General features: G+C 72.7%; 13 protein-coding genes. 5 read left to right on the top strand and 8 right to left on the bottom strand.

Features of this window, described 5'->3' with window-relative positions:
* Window positions 1-65 precede the first annotated feature (65 nt).
* The 8 genes from RB146_13405 to RB146_13370 all read right to left on the bottom strand — a co-directional run bounded on the left by RB146_13405 (window position 66) and on the right by RB146_13370 (window position 8,038).
* Window positions 66-1,511 (bottom strand): O-antigen ligase family protein, encoded by a 1,446-nt coding sequence (locus RB146_13405; protein MDQ7829964.1) that lies wholly within the window; start codon window positions 1,509-1,511, stop codon window positions 66-68.
* Window positions 1,508-2,047, bottom strand: a complete 540-nt coding sequence (locus RB146_13400) for a hypothetical protein (GenBank protein ID MDQ7829963.1) — start codon at window positions 2,045-2,047, stop codon at window positions 1,508-1,510. The genes RB146_13405 and RB146_13400 overlap by 4 nt, the downstream gene beginning before the upstream one ends.
* Before the next feature lie 74 nt (window positions 2,048-2,121).
* The gene (locus RB146_13395) at window positions 2,122-3,627 is read right to left on the bottom strand and encodes a hypothetical protein (GenBank protein MDQ7829962.1); all 1,506 of its coding nucleotides are present in this window, start codon (window positions 3,625-3,627) and stop codon (window positions 2,122-2,124) included.
* A complete protein-coding gene (locus tag RB146_13390; GenBank protein MDQ7829961.1) occupies window positions 3,599-4,015 on the bottom strand; it encodes a hypothetical protein in 417 nt (138 codons plus the stop codon). Before RB146_13390 ends, RB146_13395 begins: the two co-directional genes overlap by 29 nt.
* Window positions 4,012-4,455, bottom strand: coding sequence for a hypothetical protein (locus tag RB146_13385; GenBank protein MDQ7829960.1), 444 nt, complete (start codon window positions 4,453-4,455; stop codon window positions 4,012-4,014). Before RB146_13385 ends, RB146_13390 begins: the two co-directional genes overlap by 4 nt.
* A 43-nt stretch (window positions 4,456-4,498) precedes the next feature.
* On the bottom strand, window positions 4,499-4,870 hold the full coding sequence (locus RB146_13380) for a prepilin-type N-terminal cleavage/methylation domain-containing protein (protein ID MDQ7829959.1): 372 nt from the start codon (window positions 4,868-4,870) through the stop codon (window positions 4,499-4,501).
* An 83-nt stretch (window positions 4,871-4,953) separates the two neighbouring features.
* On the bottom strand, window positions 4,954-6,147 hold the full coding sequence (locus tag RB146_13375; protein MDQ7829958.1) for a type II secretion system F family protein: 1,194 nt from the start codon (window positions 6,145-6,147) through the stop codon (window positions 4,954-4,956).
* A 4-nt stretch (window positions 6,148-6,151) separates the two neighbouring features.
* Window positions 6,152-8,038: an ATPase, T2SS/T4P/T4SS family gene (locus RB146_13370; GenBank protein ID MDQ7829957.1), complete on the bottom strand. Its 1,887-nt coding sequence runs from the start codon at window positions 8,036-8,038 to the stop codon at window positions 6,152-6,154.
* Between the two features lie 152 nt (window positions 8,039-8,190).
* On the opposite strand from RB146_13370, the gene RB146_13365 reads away from it, so the two are divergent.
* The 5 genes from RB146_13365 to RB146_13345 form a co-directional block, all read left to right on the top strand.
* Window positions 8,191-8,535 carry a ribosomal L7Ae/L30e/S12e/Gadd45 family protein gene (locus tag RB146_13365; protein ID MDQ7829956.1) on the top strand — a complete coding sequence of 115 codons (345 nt, stop codon included), beginning with the start codon at window positions 8,191-8,193 and terminating at the stop codon, window positions 8,533-8,535.
* A gap of 256 nt (window positions 8,536-8,791) precedes the next feature.
* Complete coding sequence (gene rpsL / locus RB146_13360) at window positions 8,792-9,169, top strand: 30S ribosomal protein S12 (GenBank protein ID MDQ7829955.1); 378 nt, start codon at window positions 8,792-8,794, stop codon at window positions 9,167-9,169.
* 18 nt (window positions 9,170-9,187) lie between these two features.
* Window positions 9,188-9,661, top strand: a complete 474-nt coding sequence (gene rpsG / locus RB146_13355) for a 30S ribosomal protein S7 (protein ID MDQ7829954.1) — start codon at window positions 9,188-9,190, stop codon at window positions 9,659-9,661.
* Between the two features lie 84 nt (window positions 9,662-9,745).
* Window positions 9,746-11,827 carry an elongation factor G gene (gene fusA, locus RB146_13350; protein ID MDQ7829953.1) on the top strand — a complete coding sequence of 694 codons (2,082 nt, stop codon included), beginning with the start codon at window positions 9,746-9,748 and terminating at the stop codon, window positions 11,825-11,827.
* Between the two features lie 42 nt (window positions 11,828-11,869).
* The coding region (locus RB146_13345) for a GTP-binding protein (GenBank protein MDQ7829952.1) at window positions 11,870-11,954 on the top strand (85 nt) is incomplete at its 3' end.

Below are 11,954 nucleotides of genomic sequence, written 5' to 3'. Positions count from 1 at the left end.
GGGCCGCGACCAGGCCATCCAGCGCAACCTCGTAGCCGGTCGGAGGTCGATGAGGGGGTTGACTCTCATAAACATGCGATTTTCAGCACCCTGCTAGGGCCCTGCCCGGCCGCGCCCGCCGATCCGACCGGGTCCGGACGGGGCGAGACCCCCGTCGCCCCGTCCGCCGGCGCGGTTGCCGCCCCCAGGGCCAGGATCGCCCAGGCGAGGTTCATCGGCCCGAGCAGGCTCCACCCGGACTGCAGCCACACTGCGTAGCCCCCCAGGCCGGCGAGGCACCCCGCGGCCAGCCGGTCGCCGCCCCGCCGCCACCGTCCCCACAGGCCCCGTGCCGCTCGTACCCACGCCCACAGGTAGGCGGCGAGGCCTACCAGGCCCGTGCTCAGGGCCACGTGCAGCAGCTCGTTGTGCGGGGAGTCGATCAGGTGCAGCCGCTCGCCGAAGAGTCGCCGGTAGGTCGGCGAGCCGTAGTCGGGGAAGCGCCCGACCAGCGCGGAGAAACCCCAGCCCAGCAGCGGCCGCTCGGCGACGAGCGGCAGGGTGTGGCGCCACAGGTAGAGGCGGATCTGCAGCGACGGCGTGGAGAGGTCGGCGGTGGAGGCGACCCGCCCGCCGAGGGCCGCCTGCGGACGGGTGAGGCCCATGAGCGCCGCCACGGCGGCGAAGAGGACCGCGGCCTGCACCACGCGGCGGGATGGCCTGCTCGCGCTGGCGGCGCGTCCCTGTCTCCCGACTGTCCTCCCCGGCTGCTCCCCCACTGTGGGCCGCCCGCGCGCCAGTCCCGCCAGGACGAGCAGCGCCACGACCAGGCCGACCCAGGCCCCCCGCGTCTGGGAGGCCACCAGCCCGGCGAAGAGCACGCCGGCAGCGAGCAGCGTCAGTGCCCAGGTGCGCCGCGGGCGGTCGAGCCCTGCCGCCAGCGCCAGCGGCAGGGCCAGCACCATGTGCGCGCCCAGGAAGATCGGGTTCCCCATCGTGACGTAGGCGCGCCCGTCGAAGAGGCCCGCCGGTGAACGCCGCAGCCCCCACGCTGGCAGCGGGTCCAGCCCGTAGAACTCCAGCACGGCGACGACGCCGATCATCACGGCGCCGGTGACCGTCGCGACCATCATCCACCAGCCCGCGCGGGGGCCGAGGCGGGCCCCGGCCAGCGTGAGCGCGCCCAGGGCGAGGAGGACGGCCAGGCCCTCGCCGCGGAAGCGCGAGGGGTAGAAGCTCACGAGCGGGTCGGGCGCAGCGAGCGTGGCCAGGGCGGCGGCGCCCAGGTAGAGGAGGACCGGGCCATCCAGCGAGGTGCGCCGCGTCCCGGTGCGCGCCCACAGGTAGAGGGCTCCGAGCGCCAGCGCTCCCAGGGCGAGCGTGGCCCGGGCCTTGAGCGCCACGGGCGGCAGCAGCGGGACGAGGGCGACGGAGGCCAGCAGGGCGCCGCCGGCCAGGAGCCCCGCGAGGCGGCGTCCGGCCTGCGCGGGGGCGAGGCAAGCGCCGGCTGCGGCTGCGGACAGGGCGCTCACGGGTAGACCTCTTCCCAGCGGAGGATGGTCACCTGGTCCGGGGCGCGCGTCGGCCCCGGGCCGGCGTAGACCACCTCCACCAGCGCGCGGACCGTGCGGTCCTGCAGGAGGGTGAAGCTGCCGTCCGGCTCCTGGCGCCGCACTTCGCCCGTGGAGAGGAGCTCCCAGCGGCGGGTGCCGGGGTTGGTGCCGAGGGCCCCGGGGGCGACCGGGCAGAGCGTGGCGCCGCAGTTGAGGACACAGGTGCAGGTGACGGTGTAGCGGTGCGGTCCGCTCGCAGGCACGAGGACCGACCCCACGGCCCCCGCGTCGCGGTTGGCCTTGAAGGCGTAGAGCTGGTGTTCCACGCCGGCGGTGGCCAGGTAGAGGGCCTGCGTGTCCCAGCGGGTGCGCAGCTGGACCTCGAGCTCGGCCGTCGTCGTCTCGGCCAGGGCGGTGACGAGGAGCGCCAGGACGACCACGATGAGCAGGGCCAGCGGCAGCGCCACCCCCCGCTCGTCGCGCAGGACGGACGTCGAACCGCTACGGAACAGCACGGGGCCCGGACCCAGTGGTGGTTGGTGGTGAGGGCGGACGCCGCTCGCCCATGGATCGAGGGCAGGAATCGGTCTCACGGGCTCTGCCGCATCGCCCGTCCGCGGAACGTCATGTCCGGGACGCGCCCGGCGGGATCCATGGCCACCAGGGTGACTTCCACCGTCCGCACCAGCGTCGGGGTGGCGCACGAGATCGCCGTCCCGGCGTCGTCGAGGCAGGCGACCGTCAGGGAGCGGAAGGGCCCGCCCAGTGCCGCCAGAGGATCGTTACGAGCCCCGGCGACCTCTGGCCCGAGCGTGATCTGCGGTTCGCGGTCCACCAGCGTCCGCACGATGATGCGGTAGGACCGGTGATCCATCGGGTCATTCACCCCATTGACCAGGGCGATGTGGTTGCCCGAGGAGCGGAACGCACCCCGCAACCGCTCCGAGAGCCAGCCGCCCGGTTCGGCGTTCCCCTCCTGCCAGATCCGCGCGCGAAAGGTCCTCCCCAGCAGGTGCAGCCGGGCCAGGTAACGAACGTCGTTTGCGATTGCGACGCTCCCCTGGTCATCGAGGGGGGTTCCCGGATTACCCCAGCCCGGGGATTCCCACAGCCGAAGCTCGTCATTACTCTCCGTCCTGCCCGGTGTGACCCAATAGCCCTCACCGGCATCGCTCAGCCTGGCGCTCATCCCCACCTGCCGGCCGTTGTTGCTGCTCGCGACGGTGACAAACCCCCAGAGGATCTCCACGTCGTCGTGGACCAGAGCTTTGGATAGCTGCCGGTACGCATTTGGGCTGCCGGGGGTGGCGTCGACGAACCGGAGCCCTCCGGGGGAGGCGCTGTAGGTCCCGTCCCGCGTGTCGCGTCGGATCCACTCGCCGGTGTACATGGCGGTGCCGTCCTCGTCGACGAGGAAGACATGGTCGCCATTGGCCGGCGGGGGGCCCGCGGCGGGATTCCCGTAGTAGAGGTAGTAGTTGGCGTTCGTCGTGCCATCGGCCATGGCCGTCTGCAGCCGGAACCAGATCCGGGTGTCGTTCTGGTTCCAGCCGTGGAGGGGGTCGGGGTCCACCACCCGGTCCAGCTCGACGAGCCGCGTCCCCGTCCAGTAGCGCACGCGCACGTCGTCTCCGCTGGCCAGGCTCCGTCCTGCCCTCACCAGCGCCGCGTGGTTGAACTGCAGGACCACGCTGTACCCGGCCGGCACCGCATCCCGGGCTCGGACCGTGATTTGCCGCCGGTAGTCCCAGTTGTCGCGCCAGCGGTACCCCAGCTCCCCGGTGGCGCCGTTCAGGCTGTACTCCACCGTGGGCGCGGCACCGGTGCCGTCGCCCCAAAAGAGCGTGAAGCGGATCATCCCCGGCGCCAGCGTCCGGAACGACTCTGCGGCGCGCACCTCGCGCAAGAGCCTGTCCAGGGCCACCCGGGCGGTCCGGCTCATCGCCTGTCGAGGGTCGGTCTCCTCGGCGATCAGCTGCCCCGTGCTCAGCAGCGGCAGCAACCCACCGACGACGAGCCCCAGCAGGAGCAGCGCCGCCAGCACCTCGAGGAGGGTGGCGCCGGTCTCAGGGGCGCGAGGTGACCTTGGTGGCATAGCCCACCTGGGGCTCGGCCGCTCCGCAGGTGCCGTCGCCGTCCCCGTCCAGGCAGGCCGTCACCTGCACTGCCCGCAGCGAGCCCACCCCCGGCGACGGGCTGCTCCCTTCGACCTCGACCGTCCAGGTGAGCAGACACTGCGGTCGGTCCGAGCAGGGCTCGCTCCCGGAGGAGACGCTGGTGATGTCGGCGCGCAGGCGGGTGAGGATCTCCTCGGCCTTGCGGCTGGCGACGACGCCCAGCACCAGGTCGGTCTCCGCGCCGGCTGTCCCGGACAGGACCACGGGGTAGAGTTCCATCAGCGGCACCAGGGCCAGGCCGATGAGGACCACGGCCACCAGGAGCTCGACCAGGCTGGCGCCGCCCTCGCCCGCCGACGGCTTCATGGCAGCGTCAGGCGCACGTGGCCCGTGGCCGCCACCACCTCGACCTGCCCCGAGACCGCTCCCACGCTGAAGCTGAGCAGGGCGGCGACGTCGGCCGCCCCCGACGGGGCGAAGGTCAGGCGCTCCGTGCCGGTGACGGTCACCCCGGCCGGCAGCGTCTTCGGGAAGTCGGGCTCGGTCGGGCCGCCGGCGGGCTGGACGGTGTAGCTGGTATAGGGGCCGCCGGGCGGGGTGAAGGTGACGACGTAATCGCGCCGGCGGGCGATGGCCAGCCGCCGGCTCATGGCCAGGTCGGCGGCCACGATCTGCGCAGCGCGCCGCACCTCGACCTCCGCGGGGGTCGCGAGCTGGGGCAGGGTGACCAGCAGCAGGAGGGCAAGGAGGGAGACGGCGATGATGACCTCGACGAACGAGACTCCCGCCTCGCCGACACCCCGCATGCTCGTAGGGTTGGGGCTCGCCCGAAGGCGAGCCCCGCCGGTCTCAGTCGTGTGAGTGGCTGGCCGGCAGTCGGCACGAGCTCGCGCTGTAGGCGGCGACGTAGTCGTCGGCGTCGGGTGTGCCGTCTGCATCACGCGGGTCCACCGGGCTGCCATCCGGGAAGTACGCCGTGTCCGCCAGGAAGCTGGCAAAGGACGGCTGGGCCCCCTGGCCCGGGCAGGCGTTGTTCTTGAACCGGTACAGCGCCAGGGCCGCGTTGATCGCCCGCACGTTGGCGTTGTCCACGGCGACCTTGGCGTCGTTCTCCGCCCCGAAGTAGTTGGGCAGCGCCACCAGGACCAGGATGCCCAGCAGCAGCACGACGGCGAGTAGCTCGACGAAGGTGAAGCCACCTTCTCTAGACGAGTCCTGCATTGCCTGTCCTCCTTTCTCATGTAGTACCAGGGCTATATGCCCGGCTTGCCATACACCGAGACCCCCGGCCTGTGCCGTGCCGCTCAACGGGTGAGCGACCGACCCAGCCCGAAGATCGGCAGGTAGAGCGCCAGCAGTATGAAGCCGACGAGCGCCCCCAGGGCCAGCGTCAGCACCGGCTCGAGGAAGGCCAGCAGGCGGCGCACCGCGCGTTCGAACTCGCGGTCGAGGACCTCCCCGACCCGCACCACCATGGCGTCCAGCCGCCCCGACTCCTCGCCCAGGGCCACCATCCGCACCACCAGCGGCGGGAAGGTGCCGGTGGCGCGCATGCCCTCGCTGAGACGCCGCCCCTCACTGATGGACGCCTGCAACGCTTCCGTCACCCGGGCGAATGCGGGGGAGGCGCCCGCCTCGCGCGCCACCTCGATGGCCGTCAGCACGGGCACCCCGCTCTGCAGCAGCGCGCCCAGGGCCTGGGTGAAGCGGGCCAGCTGCAGGGTGTGGGCCAGCCCACGGATCGGCCCCACCCGTTGCCCGAGGGCCAGCAGCGGCGCGGCCACCGCCTCCCAGAAACGCCGGCGCACCGGGGGCAGCAGGACGACCGGCACCCCGGCGACCAGGACGAGGAGGTTCGCCCGCACCAGGCGGCTGGCCATGACTAGGGCCTGTGTCAGCGCCGGCAGTTCCGCCCCGGCGCTGCGGTAGACCCGGTCGAAGGCCGGGATGATCACCGCGAGGAAGACGCCCAGGACCGCCAGCGCCAGGACCAAGACGAACCCGGGGTAGAGCAGGGCGTCGCGGACGCGGCGGCGGAATTCCAGCTCCCGCTCCAGATAGGCGGCCAGCCGGGCCAGGGCCTCGTCCAGGCGGCCCCCCACCTCGCCGCTGCGGACGATGCCCACGACGACGGGGGAGAAGACGTCCGGCCGCCGGGCCATGGCGGCCGAGAGCTGGCGGCCCTCCTGGATGTCGGCGGCCAGGGCCTCGACCAGTGCCCGCAGGCGTGGGTCGTCCAGCTGCTCGGCCAGGGCCTGGAACCCCTGCAGCAGCGGCAGCCCCGCCCCCACCAGGGTGGCCAGGTGGTATGCCAGGAGGGCGACATCCGCGACGGTTCGCGTCGTTCCCCGCCGGGGCGGCCGCCGTTCCGTCAGCGCGGTGACGAACAGCCCCTGCTGCCGGAGCCAGGCGCGGGCCTCGGCGTCGGTGAGCGCCTCTACCTGGCCGCGGACCAGGGCGCTGCGCGCGTCCCGCGAGACGTACTCGAAGCTCGGCATCCCCTCACTCCACCTCCGCGAGGACCAGCCGCTGCAGCTCCTCCAGGCTGGTCACGCCCTCGAGGACCTTGCGCACCGCCGCCTGGCGGAGGGAGAGCATCTCCGCCTCCCGCGCCGCGGCCTGGATCGCCCGGGCCGGGCGGCGCTCCAGGACCATCTCGCGGATGGTGTCGTTGAGCACGAGGATCTCGAAGACGCCCGTCCGTCCGTGGTAGCCGATGCCGCCGCACTCCGGGCACCCGACCGGGCGGTAGAGGGTCACCCGCCGGTCGGGAGGCAGGTCGAGGAGGCGCAGCTCGGCCTCCCGGGCCCGGGTGCGCCGCCGGCACGCCGAGCACAGGATGCGCACCAGCCGCTGCCCCAGCACGGCGATCACTGAGGAGGTCAGCAGGTAGGGCTCGATGCGCATCTCCATCAGCCGCACCAGCGCCCCGGCGGCGCTGCTGGTGTGCAGGGTGCTGAGCACCAGGTGCCCGGTGAGGGCGGCCTGGACGGCGATGGCGGCCGTCTCCGCGTCGCGGATCTCCCCGACCATCACGATGTCGGGGTCCTGGCGCAGGATCGCCCGCAGCCCCACCCCGAAGGTGATCCCGGCCTTCTCCCGCACGGGGATCTGGGCGATCCCTGGCAGCCGGTACTCCACCGGGTCTTCGATGGTCATGATGTTGCGGGTGCGCTGGTTCAGGTGGCTGAGGGCGGCGTACAGCGTCGTCGTCTTGCCACTCCCCGTCGGCCCGGTGACCAGCAGCATGCCATGCGGACGTTGCAGGAGCGCCTGCAGCAGCTCCTGCTGCTCGAGGAAGAGACCCAGCCGCCCCAGCCCGAGGAGGACGGTCCGGGTGCTGAGCAGCCGGACGGCCACGCGCTCACCGAAGGCCGTCCCCACCGTGGCCACGCGCAGGTCGACCTCGCGCCCCTCCACGGAGAGGACGATGCGGCCGTCCTGTGGGCGCGTGCGCTCGGAGATGTCCATCCCGGCCAGCACCTTCAGCCGCGAGATGACCGCAGCGGCCGCGCCCCGGGGCAGGAGGGTCTTGTCGTAGAGGACGCCGTCGATGCGGAAGCGCACCCGGGCGCGCTCCACGTCGGGCTCGATGTGGACGTCGGTGGCCCCGCTGCGCAGGGCGTCCAGGATGATCGAGTTGAGGACGCGAACGACCGGCGCCTCGTCCGCGACGTCCGCCACGGCCACGGGACGGGCGGCGTCCCCCTCGCCCTCCCCGACCGGCAGGCCGGGGAGGCTCTCACCCACCCGGCGGTCGACGTCGAAGAAGCGGCTGAGCGCCCAGTCGAAATCCCGCTCGGTGATGAGGAAGGGCCGCACCCGCCCCCGCAGCAGGCGGCCCACGATGTCCATGGCCACCACGTCGGTGGGGTCGAGCATGGCCAGGTGGATCTCCCCCCCGGCGCGGCCCAGCGGCAGCACCTTGTGCTGGATGACCACCCATTCCGGGAGGCGGCGGACCAGCCCCTCGTCGATGGGGTAGGCGGGGAGGTTGACGTAGGGGATGCCTCGCTGGGCCTCGAGGAACTGCCCCAGCGTCTGCTTGGAGACGTACCCCCGCTCGAGCAGGATCCTCCCGAGGCGGTCGCCGGTCTGGGCCTGCTCGGCCAGGGCCTCCTGCAACTGGTGGGGGGTGAGGATCCCGGCTTCCACCAGCATGGCCCCCAGGAGGCGGCGGCGGGGGCCCGCGCTGTACCGCACCTCTCCCTCGGGGCCGGCCTTGCGGGTGAGGTTCCCCAGGCGGGCCAGGGTCTCCAGCTCGGCGGCCACCTCCTCGACCGGAGCGCCGAGCTGACCGGCCAGGAGGTGGGCGGTCACCTCCTCAGCGTCGGCGCGGTGGTCGTCGAAGTGGGCCAGGATGCGACGCTGCAGGGTGTTCTGGGCCATTCGACCACCATCCGTATGCTCAATTAGGGGAAGCTTCAGACGTTCCCGGGTCAGGGCGGTTGGGATGCTCCAGGGGCTCCGGACCGCCCTTTGACATCCCCAAAGAGGGGTGCTATCCTTCCTCGGGTTACGCCATGGCCGAACAGGCTGAGGTGCGTGGCCCACAGGACGCCGGCGGGTCCCAGGAGGGGCTGGAGCGGATCCGGCACGCGCCAGCCCGCGCCGTGGGCGCCAACCAGACGCTCAAGGCGGTGGAGCGGGGCCGGGCGGTCCTGGTGGTCGTCGCCCGGGACGCCGACCGGCGGGTGACCGAACCGGTCCTCCGGGCGGCGCAGGCGCGGGGCGTGCCTGTCCTCGAGGTGGACGGGATGCGTGACCTGGGCCGCGCCTGCGGGATCGCCGTGGGCGCCTCTGCCGCGGCGGTCGTGAGGCCGACAATACCGCCGGAGGCCGGTGGCGATCCGGCGGACGAGACGGGGCTCTCCACCGTACCGTAGCATCGCTCCCCGTCCCCTCGGAGAGGCCCTTGGATGCGCCGCAGGGCACCAGCCTGGGTGCCTCGTATGGCGCAGCGTCAATCGCAGGGAGACGAAGACGTAGCGATAATCCGGGCCGCCGGTCCGGACATCGCACGGGCTTCCGCCCCTCGGCCGGGTCCGGGGGGTGCCGTCTCTCTACGGTCCGTCGCGGGCGTGACCGTGACGGGAGGGAGCGGGGAGGGACCGTGACCGTGCCCGAGGAGGCGAGGAACGCGTGCCGACGATTGCCCAACTGGTGCGCCACGGGCGGGAGCCGCTCCGCGGCAAGAGCAAGTCGCCTGCGCTGCAGGGCAGCCCGCAAAAGCGGGGCGTCTGCATCCAGGTGAAGACGACGACGCCCAAGAAGCCGAACTCGGCGCTGCGGAAGATCGCCCGGGTGCGGCTGACCAACGGGATGGAGGTGACCGCCTACATCCCGGGGATCGGGCACAACCTGCAGGAGCACTCGGTCGTCCTCATCCGCGGCGGGCGGGTGAAGGACCTGCCGGGCATCCGCTACCACATCATTCGCGGCGCGCTCGACGCCGCGGGGGTGGCCGAGCGCCGGCGGGGCCGGTCGAAGTACGGGGCCAAGCGCCCGAAGACGGCCTGAGGCGGAGCGGGAGGAGCGATGCCACGCAAGGGTCCGGTGCCGCAGCGCGAGATCCCGGGCGATCCGGTCTACGGGAACTCGGTGGTGGCCCGCCTGATCAACCGGGTGATGGAGCGCGGCAAGAAGAGCCTGGCCGAGCGGATCGTCTACCAGGCCTTCCGCGAGGTGCAGGAGAAGGCGGGGCAGGACCCGGTCAAGGTGCTGGACCGGGCCCTGCAAAACGTCATGCCGGTCCTGGAGGTGCGGCCGCGCCGGGTGGGCGGGGCGACCTACCAGGTGCCGGTGGAGGTGCGCCCGGAGCGGCGGCTGTCGCTGGGGCTGCGCTGGCTGGTGGTCTACGCCCGACAGCGCAAGGACCGGCGGGGCATGCCGGCCAAGCTGGCGGCGGAGCTCCTGGACGCCGCCGCGGGCCAGGGCGGCGCCGTGAAGAAGCGGGAGGACACGCACCGGATGGCCGAGGCCAACAAGGCGTTCGCGCACTATCGGTGGTAAGTGGCCGTCCGGCCGGGCGTCGTCCGGGCGGGCGGGGCGCGGCGGGCGGATCGTGACGGGAGTGCGATGGCTGTGAGTGTGGTCATGACAGCGAAAATCGGACTGCAGCGGACGCGCAACATCGGCATCGTCGCCCACATCGACGCGGGGAAGACGACGACGACGGAGCGCATCCTCTTCTACACCGGTCGCGTGCACCGGCTGGGCGAGGTGGACGAGGGCTCCGCCACCATGGACTGGATGGTCCAGGAGCGCGAGCGGGGCATCACCATCACCTCGGCCGCCACCACCTGCCTGTGGCGGGACCACCGCATCAACATCATCGACACGCCCGGGCACGTGGACTTCACCGTGGAGGTGGAGCGGTCGCTGCGGGTCCTCGACGGCGCCGTCGTCCTGGTGACGGCGGTGGAGGGGGTGCAGCCGCAGTCGGAGACGGTCTGGCGGCAGGCCGACCGCTACCGCGTCCCGCGCATCGTCTTCGTGAACAAGATGGACCGCGTCGGGGCGGACTTCCTGCGCGTCGTGCACATGCTGCGGGAACGCCTGGGCGCCCCCGCCGTCCCGGTGCAGCTGCCCATCGGTGCCGAGGAGGACTTCCGTGGCGTCGTCGACCTCATCCGCATGCGCTCCATCATCTACCTGGACGACCTGGGGACGCGGTCGGACGAGACGGCCATCCCCGAGGCGCTGCGGCCGCAGGCGGAGGCCCTGCGGGAGCGCCTGGTGGAGGCGGCGGCCGAGCTCGACGAGGCGCTGCTGCACAAGTACCTGGAGGGCGAGCCCATCGGCGAGGAGGAGCTGCGGGCCGCCCTGCGGCAGGGCACCCTCGCCTCCCGACTCGTCCCCGTGCTCTGCGGCAGCGCCTTCCGCAACAAGGGGGTCCAGCCGCTGCTGGACGCCATCGTCGACTACCTCCCCTCGCCCCTGGACCTCCCGCCGGTGCAGGGGGTCGACCCGCGCACAGGGGAGGCCGTCGTGCGCCACCCCAGCGAGGAGGAACCCTTCACCGCCCTGGCCTTCAAGATCGTCAGCGACCCCTACGTGGGGAAGCTGACCTACTTCCGCGTCTACGCCGGGCGGCTGCGCGCGGGCTCCTACGTCTACAACAGCACCAAGGGGCAGCGCGAGCGCGTCTCCCGCATCCTGCAGATGCACGCCAACCACCGGGAGGACATCCCGGAGGTCACCGCCGGGAACGTCGTGGCCGCGGTCGGGCTGCGGATCACCACCACCGGGGACACGCTGTGCGACGAGCAGTCCCCCATCGTGCTGGAGGCCATCCAGTTCCCGGAGCCGGTGATCGCCGTGGCCGTCGAGCCCAAGACGAAGGCCGACGAGGACAAGCTCGCCGCCGCCCTGGCGAAGCTGGCCGAGGAGGACCCCACCTTCAAGGTGCGCTACGACCGCGAGACCGGCCAGACGCTCATCGCCGGCATGGGCGAGCTGCACCTGGAGATCATCGTCGACCGGCTGCTGCGGGAGTTCAAGGTCGAGGCCAACGTCGGCCGCCCGCAGGTGGCCTACAAGGAGACCATCCGCGGCCCGGCGCGGGCGGAGGGGCGCTACATCCGCCAGACCGGGGGGCGGGGCCAGTACGGCCACGTCGTCCTGGCGCTGGAGCCGCTGCCGCGCGGTCAGGGGATCGAGTTCGTCGACCGGATCACCGGCGGGGTCATCCCCCGCGAGTTCATCCCGGCCGTGGAGGCGGGGGTGCGGGAGGCCGCCGAGGCGGGGATCCTGGCCGGCTACCCGGTCGTGGACGTCCGGGCCACGCTGCTCGACGGCTCCGCCCACGAGGTGGACTCCAGCGAGATGGCGTTCAAGATCGCCGCCTCCCTGGCCTTCAAGGAGGCGGCGCAGCGGGCCGGCCCGGTGCTGCTCGAGCCCATGATGAAGGTGGAGGTCATCACCCCGGAGACGTACCTGGGCGAGGTGATCAGCGACCTGAACGCCCGCCGGGGCCGCATCGTGGCCATGGAGGCGCAGGGCACGGCCCGGGTGGTCCGGGCGATCGTGCCGCTGGCGGAGATGTTCGGGTACGCGACGACGGTGCGGTCCATCACGCAGGGCCGGGCGACCTACACCATGGAGCCCTCGCACTACGAGGAGGTCCCGGCCCAGATCGCCGAGCAGGTGAAGGGGCAGGTGGCGGCGCGCGCGTAGGGCGCGGCGGCCCCGCCCGGAGGGCGAGACGGGAGGACGGGGATGGCGAAGGCGAAGTTCGAGCGGACGAAGCCGCACGTGAACGTGGGGACGATCGGGCACGTGGACCACGGGAAGACGACGCTGA

Source organism: Armatimonadota bacterium, from assembly GCA_031081585.1.
GTDB classification, from domain to species: Bacteria; Sysuimicrobiota; Sysuimicrobiia; order Sysuimicrobiales; family Humicultoraceae; genus Geohabitans; species Geohabitans tengchongensis.
This window is presented reverse-complemented; position numbering and strand designations above follow the sequence as displayed.

Bases quoted from the DNA above. Each gene is read 5' to 3' on its own strand.
- RB146_13380 (MDQ7829959.1), bottom strand. From the start codon at position 4,870: ATGCAGGACTCGTCTAGAGAAGGTGGCTTCACCTTCGTCGAGCTACTC.
- RB146_13385 (MDQ7829960.1), bottom strand. From the start codon at position 4,455: ATGCGGGGTGTCGGCGAGGCGGGAGTCTCGTTCGTCGAGGTCATCATC.
- RB146_13370 (MDQ7829957.1), bottom strand. From the start codon at position 8,038: ATGGCCCAGAACACCCTGCAGCGTCGCATCCTGGCCCACTTCGACGAC.
- RB146_13390 (MDQ7829961.1), bottom strand. From the start codon at position 4,015: ATGAAGCCGTCGGCGGGCGAGGGCGGCGCCAGCCTGGTCGAGCTCCTG.
- rpsG (MDQ7829954.1), top strand. From the start codon at position 9,188: ATGCCACGCAAGGGTCCGGTGCCGCAGCGCGAGATCCCGGGCGATCCG.
- RB146_13395 (MDQ7829962.1), bottom strand. From the start codon at position 3,627: ATGCCACCAAGGTCACCTCGCGCCCCTGAGACCGGCGCCACCCTCCTC.
- RB146_13375 (MDQ7829958.1), bottom strand. From the start codon at position 6,147: ATGCCGAGCTTCGAGTACGTCTCGCGGGACGCGCGCAGCGCCCTGGTC.
- fusA (MDQ7829953.1), top strand. From the start codon at position 9,746: ATGACAGCGAAAATCGGACTGCAGCGGACGCGCAACATCGGCATCGTC.